The organism is Microbacterium sp. GCS4 (assembly GCF_001262495.1).
Taxonomy (GTDB): Bacteria; Actinomycetota; Actinomycetes; order Actinomycetales; family Microbacteriaceae; genus Microbacterium.
Genome location: NZ_LGYE01000001.1, coordinates 1,287,216 through 1,305,111, shown reverse-complemented (window position 1 = coordinate 1,305,111; position 17,896 = coordinate 1,287,216). Strand labels below are relative to the sequence as shown.

Below are 17,896 nucleotides of genomic sequence, written 5' to 3'. Positions count from 1 at the left end.
CGCTCTTACGCACGCTTCCGCGCGCCGTCCTCCGAGATGTCATCGCACCTCGGGACGGGCCTCTTCGACGCGTCTCCGCGTCCCCCGTCGGGGTGCTCCGAATCCTCACTCCGGAGCCCACTCATGCCTCGCTCGCACCATGGCGGCCGCCACGAACTCGGCCAGAACTTCCTCATCCACCGACCGACGATCGACCGGATCGTCTCCCTCGTCGACCGCACCTCGGGGTCGATCCTCGAACTCGGCGCCGGCGACGGCGCGCTCACCCGGGCACTCGCCCGCCTGGACCGTCGGCTCACGGCGCTCGAGATCGACGAACATCGCGCCCGACGCCTGGGCGCGGCGCTTCCTCGCGTCGACGTGCGCGCTGCCGACGCGCTCCGACATCCACTCGACGCCGACGTGATCGTCGGCAACATCCCCTTCCACGTCACGACGCCGATCCTCCGGCATCTGCTGTCGACCCACGGGTGGACCCACGCCGTGCTGCTGACGCAGTGGGAGGTGGCGCGCAAGCGCGCCGGCGTCGGCGGCAGCACGATGATGACCGCGCAGATCGCACCGTGGTTCACGGTCGAGCTGAGCGGGCGCGTTCCGGCGTGGGCCTTCAGCCCGCAGCCGAGCGTCGACGGCGGCCTGCTGTCGATCACGCGACGACCTGCCCCGCTCGTGCCGGCCACGGACCGGCGCGCCTACGAATCGTTCGTCCGGGCGGTGTTCGGTGCCCGGGGCGGGAACCTGCCGTCGATGCTCGCGTCCGCCACCCGCACGGGCACTCCGCGCGCACGGGCGGCCCTCGGTGAGGTGGGCGCATCGGCGCGGCGTCTGCCGCGGGATCTCCGCCCCGAGGAGTGGGCCGGTCTGTGGCGGCGGCTCGGACGGGGGGCGCGCTCGTGAAACCACACTGCGCACACCTGCGAGAATGGAGACCCCGCCGATTCCGATCCGAGGAGCCCCCGTGCAGTACATCTCCACCCGAGGCGGCATGCAGCCGCTGCCGTACTGCGAGACGCTGCTCGAGGGCCTCGCTCCCGATGGCGGCCTGGCGGTGCCCGAGGTCATGCCGACCGTCGACGGCGAGACGCTCGAGCGGTGGCGCGCGCTCACCTACCCGCAGCTCGCGACCGAGGTGCTGGGGCTGTTCGCGACGGACATCCCGCGCGAGGACCTCGCACGGATGACCGCGGCCGCCTACGAGCCTTTCCCCGGCGCGGTCGTGCCGCTTCGCGAGCTCGACGGCGGTCTCACCCTCGTCGGTCTGTCCGAGGGGCCCACGCTGGCGTTCAAGGACATGGCGATGCAGTTCCTCGGCCAGGTCGTCGAGTACGCGCTGGAGCGCAAGGGATCGGTGCTCAACATCCTGGGAGCGACCTCCGGCGACACCGGATCGGCGGCCGAGCACGCGCTGCGCGGCAAGGACCGCATCTCGGTCTTCATGCTCTCGCCCCAGGGACGCATGAGCACCTTCCAGCGGGCCCAGATGTTCTCGCTCGACGACGAGAACATCCACAACATCGCGGTCGACGGTGTCTTCGACGACTGCCAGAACCTCGTCAAGAAGCTCGCGGGAGACCTCGACTTCAAGCGCACGCAGCACCTCGGTGCGGTCAACTCGATCAACCTCGCCCGCATCACGGCGCAGGTCGTCTACTACTTCTGGGCCTGGCTGCGGGCGACGGACGCGGGCGGATGGACCGAGGTGTCGTTCACGGTCCCCTCGGGCAACTTCGGGAACATCCTGTCCGGCTTCTTCGCGAAGGAGATGGGGCTGCCGATCCGCCGGCTCGTGCTCGCCGCGAACGAGAACAACGTCCTCGACGAGTTCTTCCGCACCGGCGTCTACCGCCCGCGAAGTGCCGCACAGACGCTCGCCACCTCGAGCCCCTCCATGGACATCTCCAAGGCCTCCAACCTCGAGCGCTTCATCTTCGAGCTGGTCGGCCGCGACGCCGCACGGGTCGTGCAGGTGTGGAGCGATCTCGACACCCAGGGCTACTTCGACTTCACCGCGGATCTCACCCGCTTCGTCGACGAGTTCGGCATCGTGAGCGGCACGTCCACGCACGCCGACCGCCTCGCGACGATCCGCTCGGTGTACGAGACCTCGGGTGAGGTGATCGACCCGCACACCGCCGACGGCGTCAAGGTCGCCCGCGAATACCTCGAGCCGGGCGTGCCGATGCTGGTGCTCGAGACCGCCAAGCCCGAGAAGTTCGCCGAGACGATCCACGAGGCGATCGGCGTCGAGCTCGACTACGCCGCCGACCTGCGCGAGATGCTCGAGGCTCCGCAGCACGTCACCGAGATGGCCGACGACGAGGCGGCGCTGCGCGCGTTCATCGAGGAGCACGCCCTGCGCTGAGCGCTGTGACGCGTGCGTCCGATCACTCGGGGTCGCCGTGCAGCATCCAGGCGATGCCGAAGCGGTCGACCAGCATGCCGAAGTTGCCGCCCCACGGCGGGGTGTCCAGCGGCATCGTGACGGTCGCGCCGTCGGCGAGCGCGTCCCAGACCTCCTGCGTGCGCGCCTGCGTGTTGCCGCTCAGCGACACCGAGATCCCGGCCGGCGCCTCGTACGGCATCCCGTCCGGTGTGTCAGAGGCCATGAGGACGAGGCCGTCCGGTGTGGTCAGTTGCGCGTGCATGACCAGGTCGGCCTGATCGGGACTCTGCACCATGTCGGGGAACTCGCTGAAGACGTTGATCTCGAGATCGCCGCCCAGGACCCCCTGATAGAACTCCATCGCCTGCCGCGCGTCCGTGCGGAAGGAGAGGTACGGGTTGAGGTTCGCCATGTCGTGCCCCCATGAGGTGTGATGCGGAGCGCCGCCCGCCCCGTCGCGATCATTGTGCGCCGGGGTTCCGACATCCCACAAGAGGTTCCGCGAGGTCAGGCGGGCAGAGCGCGCACGGCCGCGGTGAGCACCTGCGGCACCGTCGGCAGGCCTTCCGCCCGGAACACCTCGGCGCCCGCGATATCGCGGACGATCACGGTGGGGGTGAAGCGGATGTCGAGAGCCTCGGCGGCATCCGGATCCGCCGCGACGTCGATCTCCGTGATCCGCGCATCCGGGAGGTAGCGCGCCGCGTCGCGCAACACCGACCGTGTCCGCGCGCACGCTCCGCAGAACGACGACGAGATCAGCGTCAGCTCCATGCGATCCTCCTGCTGAGCACAACCGGCCGTGCAGTCGCCGTGTTCCCGCGACCTCAGCGTGCCGCACGCGCACGCGGGTGGAGGAGGCCGGATGCCGCGCCGAGCGCGGCGCCTACCACGGTGTCCACGATCCTCTCGAACGCGACGTCGAGGGCGCCGATCTCACCGGTCGCCGCCCCCGTGAGCAGGAGCACGAGCGGGGTGATGAACACGAGCGCGAGAGCGTAATGCCGCACGACGACGAGCTCGATCGTGAACTGCAGCGCGCCGAGGAGCAGCGCCAGCCACAGCCCGGCCGGATGCAGGAGCGCGAGCAGCGCGTACGCTCCGGCGCCGACGACAGTGCCGAGCATGCGGTGCAGTCCGCGCTCGAAGGCCGCACGCCGCGCGGCGGCGACGCCGATCACCGCCACGGCCGAGCCCACGATCCAGTACGTGCGCGTCGGGTCGATCACGAGGCCGAGCAGCACTCCGAGCACCGCGACGATCGCGACGCGCAGGAGCAGCATCCGTGCGTCGGCGTCCAGCGTCGGACCGGGGAAGAGCTCGGCGAACGGCCGCGCACGACGGGCGCGCACCCGGGGCAGCACCAGCGGAGCGGCGGCGACCACGAGCGAGAAGCCGCATCCGGCCGCGAGCGCTGCGATATAGACGGCAGGGGCGATCGGCGAGCTGGCGACGACATGGGCGGAGAGGCCGAACACGAGCACGAAGAACAGCGGTCCCGGAGGCCCGAGGCGGAAGCCGAAGCACAGCGCGGCGCTGACGACCGCCACGAGCACGACACCGATCCCCACGAGCCACGGCCACGGTGTCGCGGCAGCGGCCACGCCGAGGACCGCGGCCGCGATCAGGCCCGCGGCGACGAACGGGAGGATGCGGATGCGGTCGACGGCCGGCGCCGATCCCGCGAACAGCACCGTGAACGCTCCGGAGGCGGCGATGTAGCCGAGAGGTGCCTGCCCGAACAGCGTCATCACCGCGATCGGCACCGCGATACCGAGGGCCGCTTGCGTCGCCACGGGCCACCGCGGACCGCGGGACGGGGACAGCGCGAACAGGCTCACCCCTCGATTCTCTCGCGTCGCAGCCGACGCGCCCGACGATACGATGGCCGCGTGACCGAACCCCGCCCCGGCATCGCCGACCGACTCTCGAGGATGATCCGGCTGCCGACGGTGTCCGCCGAGCTGGCGGAGCGGGGCACCGGCCCCTTCGAGGACTTCGTCGCGCTGATCGCCGAACTCTATCCTCGCGTGCACGCCGAACTCGAACTCGAGAGGCACACGGACTTCGGGCTGCTGTTCCGCTGGCGGGGACGAGCCGGCGCCGACGCACCCCTGGTGCTCATGGCGCACTACGACGTCGTACCGGTCGACGAGAGCGACGACTGGACGCATCCGCCGTTCGCGGGCGTCATCGCCGACGGCATCGTCTACGGGCGAGGTGCGCTCGACGACAAGGGCCCGCTCATCGTGGTGCTCGAGGCTGTCGAGAACCTCCTCGCCGACGGATTCGTGCCGGCGCGCGACGTGTACCTGTCGTTCGGCGGCAATGAGGAGACCTACGGCCGTGCGGCCCAGGAGATCGCCCGGGTGCTGCGTGAACGCGGCATCGTGCCGTGGCTCGTCGTCGACGAGGGCGGAGCCGTGGTCGACGCGCCACTGCCGTTCGTGCCCGGCCGCGCGGCCATGATCGGCGTGGGGGAGAAGGGCGTGATGACGCTCACTCTGACCGCACGCGGCGACGGCGGCCACGCCTCGGCGCCCCCGGCCCTGACGGCGGTCCGCCGCGTGGCCCGTGCGGTCGATCGCCTGGGACCGACCACGTTCTCCCCGCGGCCATCGAAGGCGATCGCCCGGATGCTGATCACGCTCGCCGCCCGCACGCCCGGCCCGGCCCGTCACCTGCTGCGCGTGCTCGGCGCGACACCGTGGCTCACGGGACAGGTGTTCGCACTGCTCGGCGGCGAACCCGCGGCGCTCGTGCGCACGACGGTCGCGCCGACCATGCAATCGGGCGGAACCGCCGCCAACGTGCTGCCCTCGCAGGCGTCGGCCACTGTCAATCTGCGCATCGCGCTGGGGGAGACCACGCAGCAGACCGTTCTGCGCGTGCGTCGTCGCATCCGCGATCCGCTCGTGACGGTCTCCGTGGTCGAGGCCAGCGCGCCGTCTCCCGAGTCGGCGGTCGACAACGAGCAGTTCTCCCTCCTCACCGACGCTCTCGCCGTGTCGCATCCCGATATCCCCGCCGTCCCCTACGTGATGATGGCCGCGACCGACTCGCGGCATTTCCATCGGTTCTCGCCGGCCGTGTACCGGTTCGCGCCGCTCGACATGTCCAACGCGCAGCGGGCGTCGATCCACGGCGTCGACGAGAACGTGGAGATCGCCGCACTCGAGCGTGGAGAGCGGTTCCACCGGGCGCTCCTCGAACGGCTAGGGTGATCTCACCCCGTCCGGGTGCCGTCGCCTCCGGATCCGTCCTTTCATAGAGGAGCCGCGATGACGCGCACCCGAACACTGGGCACTCTGGCTGCGGTCGTCGGCTTCCTCGCCTTCGTCGAGTTCACGAGCGGAGTGCTGCAGGGGTACTACACGCCGATGCTCAGCGACATCGCGCGGCATCTCGGCATCCACGACGCCGACGTCAACTGGCTCGAAGGCACGCAGCTCATGCTGTCGGCGCTCGTGGTCCCCGCGTTCGCGAAACTCGGCGACATGGTCGGACACAAGCGGATGCTGCTGATCTCGACCGCTCTCACCGCGGCGGCCGCCCTCGTGCTGCCGTTCACCGACTCGTTCGGCGTCTTCCTGGCGGCCTGGACGCTCATGGGGTTCTACGTCGTCTGGCTGCCGCTGGAGATCGCCCTCATCTGGTCGCGGTCACGTCGCATGGAGGGTCGAGCCACGATCACCGCAAAGGCCGCCGGGCTCCTCGTCGCGGCGCTCGAGGCGGGCGCGATCATCGGTGCGCTGGCCGGCGGAGCGCTCATCGACGTGCTCCCGCTCACGAGTGTGCTGCTCATCCCTGCCGTGCTGATCGTCGTCTGCTTCTTCGTGATCCTGTTCGGCGTGAAGGAATCGCCCGAGCCGACCGGCGGGGTCTTCGACACGGTCGGCGTGGTCCTGATCTCGCTGGCCCTCATCTGCTTCACGGGTGGACTCAGTCTGCTGCGTCTCGAGGGCGGTCTGGTGAACCCCTGGTCATGGGCGGTCGTCGTGCTCGGCATCCTGCTCGTGATCCCGTTCGTGCTGTGGGAGCTCCGCTGCGACGACCCGCTGATCGACGTGCGCATGTTCCGCTCGCCCGCTCTCGGCCCCGTCTTCCTCACAGCGGGTCTGTTCGGCGTCAGCGTGCTGGGCGCGCAGGCGCCGCTGTCCACCTTCGCCCGCACCGATCCCGGTGTCTACGGCTACGGTCTCGGCACCACCGGCTTCGCGACGTCGCTCATCATCGGGATCTACCTCATCGCGATGATCGCGGGAGCACTGCTGTTCCCCGTGATCGCCCGCGTCCTCACCCCGCGTCTGACGCTCATGGGGGCGTCGCTGCTCGTCGGGGTCGGATTCCTGCTGTTCCTGCCGTTCCATGCGACCTATCTGCAGGTGATCCTGAACATGGTGGTGGTGGGTCTCGGGTCCGGGGCGCTGGTCGCGGCCCTTCCTGCTGCTGCGGCGTCGGCGGCGCCTGCCACTCAGACCGGCGTCGCCACGGGCCTCACGAACTCGGTCAAGACCGTGGGCGGCGCGATCGCGTCGTGCGTGTTCGGCATCGCGCTGCTGAACGGGGCCGCGGGTGCTGTGGAAGGGACGGCGGGCTCCTTCGCAGGGTATGTCACGGTGTGGGTGGTCTGCGGCGTCACCGCCCTGATCGCGGCCGTCCTTCTCGTCTTCGTCCCGAAGACGGCGTTCACCGACCGGACGGATGCCGAGGCGGCTGTCGAGCCGGTGCTCTGACCTCGCGGGCCGCGCGTCACTCGCGGTCGAGGCCGAAGGTGCGCTTCACGAGCGCCTGCACATCGCGGTCGAGGCCGTCGAGGCGGGCGCTCATCGCGTCGATACGGCTGTGCACGACGTCGAACTTGCTGTCCACGGCGTCGAAACGACTGTTCACGGCATCGAAGCGACTGTTCACGGCATCGAACCGGGCGGTGGTCTCGGCGCGCAGGCCGCTGATCTCCGCCACCATCTCGCCGCGGAGGCCGCCGATCTCGGTGCGCAGGATCCGTACGAACAGCGTCGAGACGACGCCGAGCATGCTGAACAGAAGCGTCGAGACGACGCCGATCACCGTCCAGGTCTGCGCATCGTTCATGAACCCCATCCTCCGATCGTCGCACCGATGCAGGGAGTCTGCCACGGTCGCGCGACAACGGATTCCGGGATTCCACGAAGAGTGCAGAACCCGCGACGGGGGTCCGATGTGCAGGAGGGGTGGGCGACCGTCGTCACCCACCCCTCCGCTCAGTCGCCCTTCACGTTGACGAGCTGCCGCAGCGTGTGCCGCACCCTGACGAGGCTCGCGGCATCCGTCATCACCTGGTCGATCGGCTTGTACGCCTGCGGGATCTCGTCGATGAAGGCGTCGGTGTCGCGGAACTCGATGCCCGACATCGCCGCCCGCAGCTGCTCGTGCGAGAAGGTGCGCCGCGCCGCCGACCGGGAGTACTCTCGCCCCGCGCCGTGCGGTGAGGAGTTCAGCGACTGCGGATCGCCGAGTCCCTCCACCACGTACGATGCGGTGCCCATCGACCCGGGGATGAGGCCCGGCCGACCGGCATCCGCCTGGATCGCTCCCTTGCGGGACACCCACACCTGCTTTCCGTAGTGCTTCTCGGACTCGGTGAAGTTGTGGTGGCAGTTGATCCGCTCCTGCTCGTCGACCGGAACCCCGAGGAACTCCGACACCTGCCGGATGACGCGGTCCATCATCTCCTCGCGGTTCAGCAGCGCGAAGCGCTGAGCCCACCGCAGTTCCCGGATGTAGCGGGTGAACTCCGGCGTGCCCTCGACGAGGTAGGCCAGGTCGGGGTCGGGCAGCTCGATCCACCACTGCTTCGCGAGCCGCTGCGCGACCGTGATGTGGTGCCCGGCGATCCGGTTTCCCACGCCACGCGATCCCGAGTGCAGGAAAAGCCACACCCGGTCGAGCTCGTCCACCGACACCTCGATGAAGTGGTTGCCCGAGCCGAGCGTGCCCAGCTGCAGTCGCCAGTTCCCGGCGTAGGCCGCGGGGTCGATGCCGTTCTTCTCGGCGAGCTGCTCGAGCTCGGCGATCCTCGGCTCGGCCGTCGCGACGATCTTGCGGTTGTAGCGGCCCGCGGACAGCGGGATGGCGCGCTCGATCTGCTCCCGGAGCTCGGCGAGGTCACGACCGTCGAGGTCGCCCCTCGTGAACGCGGTGCGGACGGCGATCATGCCGCAGCCGATGTCGACGCCCACAGCGGCCGGAATGATCGCGCCGAGCGTCGGGATGACCGATCCGACCGTCGCCCCCTTTCCGAGGTGCGCGTCCGGCATCAGCGCCAGGTGCGGGTGGATGAACGGCATGCGGGCCGTGGTGTGCGCCTGATCGAGCGTCTTCTCGTCGATCAGCGACGCCCACGACAGCAGCCGTGCGGAGAGCCTCTCCATGATTCCTTTCCTTGTGATGGTGTCCAGCCACAGGTCAGGGGTCTCCCACACGGAAAACGCCCCGGACCTGACGGTGCGGGGCGTTGCGAGAGCGGATGCTGTCACACGGCGCGCGCCGGAGGGTACGACTCGTAGCGGTCATCGTGCTTCTGCTGAAACATCGACACCGCTGCGATGGGAAGATTCCGCAGGGCGGTCATCCGTCGTCTCCTCGGCTGGCGTGCTGCGCCGATCGGCACAGCTTTGCCACAGTAGAGGACGACACGCCCGGGCGTCAAGGAAGCGCCCGGAGTCGTCACTCGCGGTCGAGGCCGAAGGTGCGTTTCACGAGCGCCTGTACGTCGCGGTCGAGGCCGTCGATGCGAGCGCTCATCGCGTCGATGCGGCTGTGCACGACGTCGAACTTGCTGTTGACGGCGTCGAAGCGCGCATTCATCTCGCCACGGAGGCCGCCGATCTCCGCGCGGAGGATGCGGACGAACAGCGTCGAGACGACGCCGATCATGCTGAAGAGCACGGCGCTGACGACGCCGATCACCGTCCAGGTCTGCGCATCGTTCATGAACCCCATCCTCCGATCGTCGCACCGATGCCGGGAGTCTGCCACGGTCGCAGGACAACGGATTCCGGGATTCCACGAAGAGTGCACAACCCGCGACGCGGGAGCGATGTGCAGGACGAGTCGCTGGTCAGCTCTCGCGCGGCGGGTTGTACATGAACTCGATGCGGATGCCGTCGGCGTCCTCCACGAACGAGGCGTAGTACCGGTCGGAGTAGCGCGGGTACTCCTTCGGCTCCCGGACGGCGGTCCACCCGGCATCCGTCGCGACCGTGTGCAGGCGGTCGACATCGGCGCGCGAGTCCATCGCGAAGGCGATGTGCTGCCAGCCTATGCGGCCGTGCCGGTGCGGTGCGGACTCCTCATCCCAGGTGTAGAGGATGATCTCGGTCTCCTCGCCGTTGTTCCACGAGATCGAGTGGTCGTCCTCTCCTCCGCTCACATAGCCGAGCGCGCTGAGGACCGGATGGAACTGACCCCTGCCGCGCTCGAGGTCGTCGACGGTGATGCCCAGGTGATCGACAAGCGCCATGCGCCCAGTCTGTCAGCAGAGTCCGTGGGGCGTCAGTGCGGTGCGTGATACTCGGCTTCGCCGCGCTTCCAGTAGCCCTTCACAATGGCCTTCGCAGAATCCACGCCCCAGCGCTCGAGCAGAGCGCGACCGGGCTTGACGATGGACTGCTCGGCGGCGACGAAGACGAAGGGATCGGGGCCCACCGCCTCCTCGTCGCGGAGGTCGTTGAGGAACGCGATGAGGGCGGAGCCGGAGGGGGCATCCCCGCGGTGCAGCCACTCGACCTCGACCGGGGCATCGATCTCCATCTCCCGCCCGGGCGACGCGGTCTCGATCACGATGCGAGCCGGTGTTGCTGGGGGGATGAGAGCGGCGAAGCGCCGGATCGCGGGGATCGCGGTCTCGTCGCCGACGAGGAGCCAGGATCCGGGCTCTCCGGAGATGACGGCCGAGCCGCGCGGCCCGCCCACTCCGATCGACGAGCCGAGCGGAGCCGTCGCCGCCCAGCGTGCCGCGACTCCCACGTCGCCGTGCTCCGCGAATTCGACGTCGAGCCAGTTCTCGCCCCAGGCGAGGGGCGTGTACTCGCGGCTCGGAGCCTCGCGCATCTCCTCGACGGAGCCGACAGGTCCCGCGGGGAAGAACAACCGCATGTGGTCGTCCGCACCCGGGGAGGTGAAGCCGGCGAGCTCGGCGCCGACCAGCCGGACGCGCACGTAATCGGGGGCGAGCCACTCGCGAGCCGAGAGGGTGACCGTGCGGAACCGGAGCTCGAGACCTCGGCGCTCGATCGTGAACCCGTCGTAAATATTGCTCATTTAAGTAAGGCTAACCTATGTTGGAGGGGACTTAGTCATACCTAAGTCCGTTCCTCTCGCGCCGATCGAGCGCGATCCACACCGCAGAACAGGAGTCTCTCCATGTCCGTGCCCAGAACCCTCGTCGCCACCAGCATCGGTCTCGTCGGCATCCTCGCCCTCGGCGGTTGCGCCGCCACCTCGGACTCCGCGGAGGCCGAGAAGCCCGCAGCCTCGGAGGACTACTACCCCGTGACGGTGACCGACATGGCCGGCAACGAGGTGACGATCGAGAGCGCCGACAGCGTCGCCGTCACCGACAACCGCTTCTTCCAGCTCGCCGCAGACTGGGACCTCCCCGTCACCGTCGCTCCGCTCGACCTGTTCAGCCCCGAGAACCCGCTCAAGGACTCGTCCGACATCCTCAACATCGGCCTGCACACCGGGCCGGACTTCGAGCAGATCGTCGCCGCCGACCCCGACCTCGTCGTCAACGGCTACCGGTTCAGCAGCGAGGAGAACGCGCAGGGTGTGAAGGATGCCGCCCCCGACGCGGCCTTCCTCGACATGACCGGTCCCGAAGACCAGAGCGCAGACGAGTTCGTCGTCGAGAGCATCACCCTGATGGGCGAGGTGTTCAACCGCAAGGACGAGGCGGAGGCGCTGGTGGACGAGTTCCACGCGGCCCTCGATGACGCGAAGAACGCCTACGACTCCGAGAAGACCGTGATGGGCCTGGTCACCTCGGGCGGAGAGATCAACTACTCCAACCCCACCGACGGTCGCGGTGCGAGCATCTTCTTCGATCTGGTGGGCATGACCCCGGCGCTCGACGCCGCGGGATCGTCCGATCACACCGGCGACAACGTCTCGCTGGAGGCGCTCGCGCAGGCCAACGCCGACTACCTCCTGGTGCTCGACCGCGACGCGGCCGTAACCGAGGAGGGGCAGACCGTGGTCCCCGCCCTCGAGCTCATCACCGGCTCGGCCGCTCTCGCGAATGTCCCCGCGGTGCAGAACGAGGCCATCGCGGTGATGCCCGCCGACTACTACCTGACCGAGGACGTGTTCGCGTACATCGCGGTCCTGAACGGCCTCACCGAGCTGTTCGAGTCCGCGTGACCCGCTGACGCCCACCGCGCCGCTGCCCGTCCTCATCGGACGCGGCAGCGGCGCCCGTCATGTCCGTCCGGAGAGACCTGTGACCTCGACGATCCCCGCCGAACCGCCCCCTCGGCGCATCACGAACACCGACGCCCTCGCGGGTGCGCCGACGCGTCGCCCTCGGTCCCGATGGTCGCGCACCTGGCCGCTGCTGATCGCCGTCGTGCTGACGCTCGGACTGATCACCGTGTCGCTCCTCACGGGCGTCGCCGACATCACCGCCGCCGACGGGGAGGGGGGTGAGTTCCTCTGGATCACCCGGGTACCGCGCACGGCGTCGCTCGTGCTGGCGGGCGCGAGCATGGCCATGGCCGGGCTCGTGATGCAGCTCATGACGCAGAACCGCTTCGTCGAGCCGACCACCGTCGGCACGACGGAGTGGGCCGGGCTGGGGTTGCTCGTCGCCTACATCCTGCTGCCGGCATCCGGGGTCGTGGAGAAGATGGCGATCGCGATCGTCTTCGCGTTCGCGGGGACCCTCGTCTTCTTCGCGTTCCTGCGGAGGGTCACGCTGAAGTCCTCGCTGATCGTGCCGATCGTCGGCATCATGTTCGGCGCCGTCGTCAGCGCCGTCTCGACGTTCCTCGCCCTGCGCTTCAACCTCCTGCAGGTGATCGGCGGATGGTTCATGGGGCGCTTCACGGGCATCGAGATCGGCCGCTACGAGCCGCTCTGGATCGTGCTCGGCGTCTCGATCGTGGTGGTGATCGCTGCGGATCGCTTCACGGTCGCCGGTCTGGGCAGGGATATCGCGACGAACGTCGGGCTCCACTACGAGCGGGTCGTTCTGCTCGGCGTCGGACTCGTGGCGATGACCACTGGCGTCGTCACGGTGATCATCGGCGCGCTGCCGTTCCTCGGGCTCATCGTCCCGAACCTCGTCGCGATGGTGCGCGGAGACGACCTGCGCTCGAACCTCCCCTGGGTGTTCCTCACCGGCATCTGGATCGTGACGATCTGCGACCTCATCGGACGGACGATCATCATGCCCTTCGAGGTGCCCATCTCCCTCGTTCTCGGGGTCGTCGGGTCGGCCGTGTTCATCGCGATGCTCCTGCGAACGAGGAGGACCCGTGTCCGCTGACCTCGGCGTCCCGTCCCCGGTGAGGAGCGCCGGTTCCTTCGCGGACCCCGCGCACCGCCGCCGGTACGGCCTGGTGCTCGCCGGGCTGATCGTGGGAGCCCTCGTCATCACCGCCCTCCTGCTGTGCTGGGACAACCCCTACGTCCCGTTCAGCGAGCGATGGATGCGGATCTCGCGCATGCGCGTCTCGGGCGTCCTCGTGATCGCGGTCGTCACGTTCTGCCAGGCCTTCGCGACGGTCGCGTTCCAGACCGCGACGAACAATCGCATCATCACGCCGTCGATCATGGGCTTCGAATCGCTGTACGTACTCATCCAGACATCGATCGTGTTCTTCTTCGGGGTCGCCGGGCTCTCGGGATTCGACCCGTTCACGCGTTTCCTGCTGCAGTCGGCTCTCATGGTGATCTTCGCGGTGCTGCTCTACTCCTGGCTGCTCTCCGGGCGCTTCGGCAACCTGCATGTCATGCTGCTGATCGGCATCATCCTGGGCACGGGCATGGGCGCCCTGTCGACGTTCCTGCAGCAGATGCTCGACCCGAACGAGTTCGACGTGCTCGCCGCGCGCCTGTTCGGCAGCATCACGAACGCGAACACCGACTTCCTGTGGTTCGTGATCCCCGTGTGCGCCGCCGCCGGAGGAGCGATCTGGATGCTGTCGAGACGCCTCGACCTCATCGCCCTCGGCAGGGACGTCAGCACGAACCTCGGTCTGAATCACAAGCGCCAGGTGATGCTCATGCTGACGCTGGTCGCGATCCTCTCGGCGATGAGCACGTCGCTGTTCGGTCCGATGACGTTCCTCGGGTTCCTCGTCGCGACGCTCGCCTATTCGATCGCCGACACCTACGACCACCGTCTGCTGCTGCCCGTGGCCTGGCTGCTCGGGTATGTCGCGCTCGGTCTCGCCTACATGCTCCTCAAGCACGTGTTCACTCTGGCGAGCGCCGTCACGATCATCGTCGAACTGATCGGCGGGCTCGTCTTCCTCCTCGTCATCCTCCGAAAGGGGCGACTGTGATCCGCATCCGCGATCTCGTCCACCGGTACAGCAGCGACACCGCGATCGGCCCCATCTCGCTGGACCTTCCGGCGGGAGGCGTCGTGGCGCTCATCGGACCGAACGGAGCCGGCAAATCGACCCTGCTGACCATGGTCGGGCGACTCCTCAGCCCCGATGAGGGCACCGTCGAGATCGCGGGTCTCGATGTGCATCGAGCCCCGTCGAAGCAGGTTGCCAGGATCGTCTCGATCCTGCGACAGGAGAACCACTTCGTGACGCGGCTCACGGTGCGCCAGCTCGTCGGCTTCGGCCGTTATCCGCACTCCGGCGGGCGGCTCACACAGGTCGACGAGGACAGGATCTCCGAGGCGATCGATTTCCTCGGGCTCACCGACCTCGAACAGCGCTTCATCGACGAGCTGTCCGGCGGGCAGCGGCAACGTGCGTACGTCGCGATGGTGCTCGCGCAGGACACCGAGTTCGTGCTGCTCGACGAGCCGCTGAACAACCTCGACATGAAGCATGCCGTGCAGATGATGAAGCACCTCCGCCGCGCTGCCGAGGAGCTCGGGCGGACGATCGTGATCGTGCTGCACGACATCAACTTCGCGGGGCACTACGCCGACCGCATCTGCGCCATGAAGGACGGCGAGGTCGTCGAGTTCGGAACGCCGGCCGAGATCATGACCGACGACGTTCTCACCCGGGTGTTCGACACCCCGGTGCGGGTCGTCGACGGCCCGTCAGGACCTCTGGCCGTGTACTACTGACGACGTCGCCTCCCGCGCGCTCCGCGCGGGCTCAGAGTTCGATGCCGTGGTCTTCGTCGTTGACGCCGGCGTTGCGGCCTCGGCGCGACTCGTATCCGAGGAACCAGCCGAGCCACACGATCGCCGCGAGGAGGAGGCCCAGCCACACGTTCTGGAAGACGAGGCCGATGACGATCCCGGCGACGAGCAGACCGAGCGTGACGGACAGGCGGAGTGCGGTGCGGGACATGCGTACAGCCTAGAGGTCGACCGGTCCCGGGGTCAGTGACGACGGTGGTCGGCCGGCGTGAGGCGGGGACCGCGACGCGGCTCGCTGACACCGCTCGCATAGATGAGTCGGATGACCCGCTGACGATGCCCGGCCCAGGGGGCGAGGAGCTGCAGCATCCCCGCGTCGTCCGTGCGATGCCCGCTGAGCGCATGACCGACCTCGTGCGCCAGATGATAGTCGCCCACGCTCACCGCATCAGGGTCGCCGAGCGCGCGGATCCTGGTCTCGGCCGAGGTCCAGGGGCCGATGCCGGGGAGGCTCGTGAGGACGCGGTCGCGGTCGTCGCCGGACGTGGTCGCGAGCAGGGCGCGAGAGACGCGCGCGCCTCGCTCGGCCACGCGCACGATCGTCTTCGACTGGGGTGGCTGGACACCCGCGCGATGCCAATCCCAGGAGGGGATGAGTCGCCACTCGTCCGCCGTCGGCGCCGTGTACAGGGGCCGCGGTGTCGGCCCGGGAGCCCGCCGGCCGTGCTTCGTGACGAGGAGCCGCCACGCACGGAAGGCCTCGAGTCCCGTGACCTTCTGCTCGAGGATCGCGCACGCGAGCGCGTCGAAGACCTCGCCCGTGCGCGCGAGGCGCAGACCGGGTGAGCGGCGGGCGACCTCGGCGATCAGAGGGTGCGAGGACGGGTCGAATCCGGTGGCGTCGTCCTCGGCGCCGCAGAGCGCGGTGACCAGGTCGAGGGCCTCGGCGGCGCCATCTCCCCAGGCGCTCACCCGGATCTCGGCGCCGACGGAGCGCAGCGCGAGCGTCGCGGGACCGAGTCCGGTGCGCACGGTGCGCCAGATGACGGGACCGTCGAACATCATGGTCGGGTCGCCCGGGCCGCGGCGCAGCATCCCCACCGTGCGGCGCAGATCGAGGGGATGCGGCGGGCGGTACACGGACTCGACTCGCGCGTGCGCGGACGCCCGCGTGGCGGCGGCATCCTGCGCGAGAGTCATGCGCTCACCCTACGCGGGGCCCCTGACACTCCGGTCGGAGCGCTCGAGGATCAGAAGCGGTCGGGGGAGGGCGTGCCGTGGCCGTAGCGGATCACGACGTCTGCGTGACGGTCGAAACGGTAGCCGATGCCGCGGACGGTGCGGACGATGTCCTCGTAGCGACCGAGCTTGGCGCGGAGTCGGCGCACGTGGACGTCGATCGTGCGCTCGCCCGGCGTCTCGTCGTCCTGAGCCTGCCACAGCGCCGACACGAGCTCGCTGCGCTCGATCGTGCGGCCCTCGCGGAGCACGAGGTACTGCAGCAGCTCGAACTCCTTGTAGGTGAATGCGGCGGACTCGCCGTCGATGAGGACGCGCTTGCGGGAGATGTCGACGACGACGCCGCCGTCCTCGTCGACGGTCTCCTCCTCGGCTGCGGCCTTGGTGCGGGCGATCGCGCCGGGCTCCTGCAGGGCGAGGCGGACCACGTCGAGGTCGCGGCCGCCGGAGCCGTGAGGGGCGAGCGCGACGGTCGCGTGCGTCTCAGCGCCGGGTGCGAGTTCGGCGAGCGTGCGTCGCAGAGCGTCGACGAGCAGCGGCAGGCTCACCCCGGCCTCGGCGGCCTTGATCTCGTCGAGGCCGACGTAGAGGGCGAAGCCGCGCGGAGAGCGGACGGCGGGAAGATCGGCGGCGAGCGGGGCGGCGGCGGTCGGCGCGGGAGCGGTGCGGACGGCGGCGGTGGAGGGACGCTCGAGAAGGGCGGTGTTCGACATGATGATGAAGTCCTCAGGACGTGAGCCGAAGAGGCTCGGATGCGTTGCATGAATGACCGGGCGAGCCGGAGAAGCGAGCAAGGGTGGATGCTCGGTGACCCGGACCTCGCAGATCGCGAAAGATCAGGTCAGGCGGAGTGGCTGTTCGTTCAGCGACACATTCGGCAACACATGCCAACGCGACCGGGCATCATCATCCCGGCAGTCCCGTTCGCCTCCTGGGCGGACAAAGGGCTTGCGTTGGTAGTCATGGGGGGAATTATTACCGAAGAAGTCCGGGCGTGTCAAAACCGCGACCTCCCGCGAGCGCGGGCGTAACGTGGAGGAGTGACTTCCTCGACCCTCGCATCCGGATTCCTCCTGACCGACGAGAAGGACGCGTCGCGGTACACGCTGATGCGCGACGGGCAGCTCGTGAGCGTGCTCGACTACCGCGACGACGGTCGCACCATCGCCCTCACCCGCGCCTTCACGATCCCGACTTTCCGGGGCCACGGCTATGCGGGCATCGTCGTGGAAGGGGCGGTCGCCGACATCGAGTCACGCGGTGACCGCAAGGTCGACGCGGTGTGCTGGTACGTCGCCGACTGGTTCTCCGCGCACCCCGAGCACGCCGCGCTGCTGCGCTCCCGGTGACCAGGCGGCATGTGACGCCGTGTTACGTCGTGACCCTGCGAGGATGAGCGCATGAGACTCGCAGAGGCGCTCACCGCCAGAGCCGACCTGCAGCGCCGCGTCGAGCAGCTGCGTGCCCGCATCACCGCCAACGCGCGGTACCAGGAGGGCGAGGAGCCCGCGGAGGACGCCTCCGCGCTGCTGGTCGAGGCCGAGGAGGCTCTTGAGGCTCTGCGCGGCCTGATAGGACGGATCAACGCCACCAACGCGCGCCTCGACCTCGGCGTCGACGGCACCATGACGGATGCCCTCGCCGCACGCGACGTGCTGCGGTGGAAGCATTCCGTGCTCGCGGATGCCGCGGCCGCGGCATCCGGCACCGCGGGGTTCCGGCAGATGCGCAGCGAGCTGCGTCAACTGTCTGCGCTGCCGGTGGCGCCGCTGCGGGTCAGAGCCGACGAGACCGCGCGCGAGCTGCGAGAGCTCGACAACAGGATCCAACAGGCCAACTGGACGCACGATCTGGAGGAATAGAGCGGAAGTCGGTAGTCAGGACGGGGCGGGCACACCCCCAGCCGGAGGGGCAAGTCCGGCACCTGTGGGGCGGAGGGCAGCCCGCGAATC

Annotated in this window: 21 protein-coding genes; 10 read left to right on the top strand and 11 right to left on the bottom strand. The window is 69.1% G+C overall.

What is annotated here, in order from left to right; genetic code table 11:
- Positions 1 to 123: 123 nt before the first annotated feature.
- Both erm and thrC read left to right on the top strand, forming a co-directional pair.
- Positions 124 to 897: a 23S ribosomal RNA methyltransferase Erm gene (gene erm / locus AKH00_RS06360; protein WP_050721785.1), complete on the top strand. Its 774-nt coding sequence runs from the start codon at positions 124 to 126 to the stop codon at positions 895 to 897.
- A gap of 61 nt (positions 898 to 958) precedes the next feature.
- Positions 959 to 2,362 carry a threonine synthase gene (gene thrC / locus AKH00_RS06355; protein WP_050721784.1) on the top strand — a complete coding sequence of 468 codons (1,404 nt, stop codon included), beginning with the start codon at positions 959 to 961 and terminating at the stop codon, positions 2,360 to 2,362.
- 22 nt (positions 2,363 to 2,384) lie between these two features.
- Here thrC and AKH00_RS06350 read toward each other — a convergent pair whose 3' ends face one another.
- From AKH00_RS06350 to AKH00_RS06340, 3 genes are all read right to left on the bottom strand, one after another.
- Complete coding sequence (locus AKH00_RS06350; protein WP_050722088.1) at positions 2,385 to 2,795, bottom strand: VOC family protein; 411 nt, start codon at positions 2,793 to 2,795, stop codon at positions 2,385 to 2,387.
- 95 nt (positions 2,796 to 2,890) lie between these two features.
- The gene (locus AKH00_RS06345) at positions 2,891 to 3,157 is read right to left on the bottom strand and encodes a glutaredoxin domain-containing protein (RefSeq protein ID WP_050721783.1); all 267 of its coding nucleotides are present in this window, start codon (positions 3,155 to 3,157) and stop codon (positions 2,891 to 2,893) included.
- Positions 3,158 to 3,210: 53 nt separating this feature from the next.
- Positions 3,211 to 4,224: an FUSC family protein gene (locus AKH00_RS06340; protein WP_050721782.1), complete on the bottom strand. Its 1,014-nt coding sequence runs from the start codon at positions 4,222 to 4,224 to the stop codon at positions 3,211 to 3,213.
- Between the two features lie 51 nt (positions 4,225 to 4,275).
- On the opposite strand from AKH00_RS06340, the gene AKH00_RS06335 reads away from it, so the two are divergent.
- Together AKH00_RS06335 and AKH00_RS06330 are read left to right on the top strand one after the other, a co-directional pair.
- Positions 4,276 to 5,607 (top strand): M20/M25/M40 family metallo-hydrolase, encoded by a 1,332-nt coding sequence (locus AKH00_RS06335; protein WP_235556702.1) that lies wholly within the window; start codon positions 4,276 to 4,278, stop codon positions 5,605 to 5,607.
- A 57-nt stretch (positions 5,608 to 5,664) separates the two neighbouring features.
- Positions 5,665 to 7,119 carry an MFS transporter gene (locus AKH00_RS06330; RefSeq protein WP_050721781.1) on the top strand — a complete coding sequence of 485 codons (1,455 nt, stop codon included), beginning with the start codon at positions 5,665 to 5,667 and terminating at the stop codon, positions 7,117 to 7,119.
- A gap of 16 nt (positions 7,120 to 7,135) precedes the next feature.
- Here the strand turns inward: AKH00_RS06330 and AKH00_RS06325 are convergent, their stop codons facing one another.
- From AKH00_RS06325 to AKH00_RS06305, 5 genes are all read right to left on the bottom strand, one after another.
- Positions 7,136 to 7,477 (bottom strand): hypothetical protein, encoded by a 342-nt coding sequence (locus tag AKH00_RS06325; RefSeq protein WP_235556701.1) that lies wholly within the window; start codon positions 7,475 to 7,477, stop codon positions 7,136 to 7,138.
- A 149-nt stretch (positions 7,478 to 7,626) separates the two neighbouring features.
- Positions 7,627 to 8,796 (bottom strand): RtcB family protein, encoded by a 1,170-nt coding sequence (locus tag AKH00_RS06320; RefSeq protein WP_050721779.1) that lies wholly within the window; start codon positions 8,794 to 8,796, stop codon positions 7,627 to 7,629.
- Between the two features lie 295 nt (positions 8,797 to 9,091).
- Entirely contained in the window at positions 9,092 to 9,358 is a 267-nt protein-coding gene (locus AKH00_RS06315) for a hypothetical protein (protein WP_235556700.1), read from the bottom strand.
- Between the two features lie 127 nt (positions 9,359 to 9,485).
- On the bottom strand, positions 9,486 to 9,887 hold the full coding sequence (locus AKH00_RS06310) for a VOC family protein (protein ID WP_050721777.1): 402 nt from the start codon (positions 9,885 to 9,887) through the stop codon (positions 9,486 to 9,488).
- 32 nt (positions 9,888 to 9,919) lie between these two features.
- Entirely contained in the window at positions 9,920 to 10,687 is a 768-nt protein-coding gene (locus tag AKH00_RS06305) for a siderophore-interacting protein (protein ID WP_050721776.1), read from the bottom strand.
- 102 nt (positions 10,688 to 10,789) lie between these two features.
- On the opposite strand from AKH00_RS06305, the gene AKH00_RS06300 reads away from it, so the two are divergent.
- The 4 genes from AKH00_RS06300 (at position 10,790) to AKH00_RS06285 (ending at position 14,687) form a co-directional block, all read left to right on the top strand.
- A complete protein-coding gene (locus AKH00_RS06300; protein ID WP_050721775.1) occupies positions 10,790 to 11,788 on the top strand; it encodes an ABC transporter substrate-binding protein in 999 nt (332 codons plus the stop codon).
- A gap of 79 nt (positions 11,789 to 11,867) precedes the next feature.
- Entirely contained in the window at positions 11,868 to 12,914 is a 1,047-nt protein-coding gene (locus AKH00_RS06295; RefSeq protein ID WP_442922369.1) for an ABC transporter permease, read from the top strand.
- Entirely contained in the window at positions 12,904 to 13,935 is a 1,032-nt protein-coding gene (locus AKH00_RS06290) for an iron chelate uptake ABC transporter family permease subunit (RefSeq protein WP_050721774.1), read from the top strand. The genes AKH00_RS06295 and AKH00_RS06290 overlap by 11 nt, the downstream gene beginning before the upstream one ends.
- On the top strand, positions 13,932 to 14,687 hold the full coding sequence (locus tag AKH00_RS06285) for an iron ABC transporter ATP-binding protein (RefSeq protein WP_050721773.1): 756 nt from the start codon (positions 13,932 to 13,934) through the stop codon (positions 14,685 to 14,687). The genes AKH00_RS06290 and AKH00_RS06285 overlap by 4 nt, the downstream gene beginning before the upstream one ends.
- Before the next feature lie 31 nt (positions 14,688 to 14,718).
- On the opposite strand, the gene AKH00_RS06280 is transcribed toward AKH00_RS06285, so the two are convergent.
- The 3 genes from AKH00_RS06280 to AKH00_RS06270 are packed head-to-tail and all read right to left on the bottom strand — an operon-like array spanning position 14,719 to position 16,657.
- Entirely contained in the window at positions 14,719 to 14,916 is a 198-nt protein-coding gene (locus AKH00_RS06280) for a hypothetical protein (protein WP_050721772.1), read from the bottom strand.
- Positions 14,917 to 14,948: 32 nt separating this feature from the next.
- Positions 14,949 to 15,905 (bottom strand): DNA-3-methyladenine glycosylase family protein, encoded by a 957-nt coding sequence (locus AKH00_RS06275; protein WP_050721771.1) that lies wholly within the window; start codon positions 15,903 to 15,905, stop codon positions 14,949 to 14,951.
- 50 nt (positions 15,906 to 15,955) lie between these two features.
- The gene (locus AKH00_RS06270) at positions 15,956 to 16,657 is read right to left on the bottom strand and encodes a winged helix-turn-helix domain-containing protein (RefSeq protein ID WP_050721770.1); all 702 of its coding nucleotides are present in this window, start codon (positions 16,655 to 16,657) and stop codon (positions 15,956 to 15,958) included.
- 396 nt (positions 16,658 to 17,053) lie between these two features.
- Between AKH00_RS06270 and AKH00_RS06265 the strand changes: the two genes are divergently transcribed.
- Complete coding sequence (locus AKH00_RS06265) at positions 17,054 to 17,293, top strand: GNAT family N-acetyltransferase (RefSeq protein WP_050722085.1); 240 nt, start codon at positions 17,054 to 17,056, stop codon at positions 17,291 to 17,293.
- Between the two features lie 51 nt (positions 17,294 to 17,344).
- Positions 17,345 to 17,806: a DIP1984 family protein gene (locus AKH00_RS06260; protein WP_050721769.1), complete on the top strand. Its 462-nt coding sequence runs from the start codon at positions 17,345 to 17,347 to the stop codon at positions 17,804 to 17,806.
- Positions 17,807 to 17,896: the final 90 nt, after the last annotated feature.

Bases quoted from the DNA above. Each gene is read 5' to 3' on its own strand.
- AKH00_RS06345 (WP_050721783.1), bottom strand. From the start codon at position 3,157: ATGGAGCTGACGCTGATCTCGTCGTCGTTCTGCGGAGCGTGCGCGCGG.
- AKH00_RS06315 (WP_235556700.1), bottom strand. From the start codon at position 9,358: ATGAACGATGCGCAGACCTGGACGGTGATCGGCGTCGTCAGCGCCGTG.
- AKH00_RS06260 (WP_050721769.1), top strand. From the start codon at position 17,345: ATGAGACTCGCAGAGGCGCTCACCGCCAGAGCCGACCTGCAGCGCCGC.
- AKH00_RS06325 (WP_235556701.1), bottom strand. From the start codon at position 7,477: ATGAACGATGCGCAGACCTGGACGGTGATCGGCGTCGTCTCGACGCTT.
- AKH00_RS06265 (WP_050722085.1), top strand. From the start codon at position 17,054: ATGCGCGACGGGCAGCTCGTGAGCGTGCTCGACTACCGCGACGACGGT.
- AKH00_RS06350 (WP_050722088.1), bottom strand. From the start codon at position 2,795: ATGGCGAACCTCAACCCGTACCTCTCCTTCCGCACGGACGCGCGGCAG.
- AKH00_RS06275 (WP_050721771.1), bottom strand. From the start codon at position 15,905: ATGACTCTCGCGCAGGATGCCGCCGCCACGCGGGCGTCCGCGCACGCG.
- erm (WP_050721785.1), top strand. From the start codon at position 124: ATGCCTCGCTCGCACCATGGCGGCCGCCACGAACTCGGCCAGAACTTC.
- AKH00_RS06330 (WP_050721781.1), top strand. From the start codon at position 5,665: ATGACGCGCACCCGAACACTGGGCACTCTGGCTGCGGTCGTCGGCTTC.
- AKH00_RS06305 (WP_050721776.1), bottom strand. From the start codon at position 10,687: ATGAGCAATATTTACGACGGGTTCACGATCGAGCGCCGAGGTCTCGAG.
- AKH00_RS06270 (WP_050721770.1), bottom strand. From the start codon at position 16,657: ATGTCGAACACCGCCCTTCTCGAGCGTCCCTCCACCGCCGCCGTCCGC.
- AKH00_RS06300 (WP_050721775.1), top strand. From the start codon at position 10,790: ATGTCCGTGCCCAGAACCCTCGTCGCCACCAGCATCGGTCTCGTCGGC.
- AKH00_RS06280 (WP_050721772.1), bottom strand. From the start codon at position 14,916: ATGTCCCGCACCGCACTCCGCCTGTCCGTCACGCTCGGTCTGCTCGTC.
- AKH00_RS06310 (WP_050721777.1), bottom strand. From the start codon at position 9,887: ATGGCGCTTGTCGATCACCTGGGCATCACCGTCGACGACCTCGAGCGC.
- AKH00_RS06320 (WP_050721779.1), bottom strand. From the start codon at position 8,796: ATGGAGAGGCTCTCCGCACGGCTGCTGTCGTGGGCGTCGCTGATCGAC.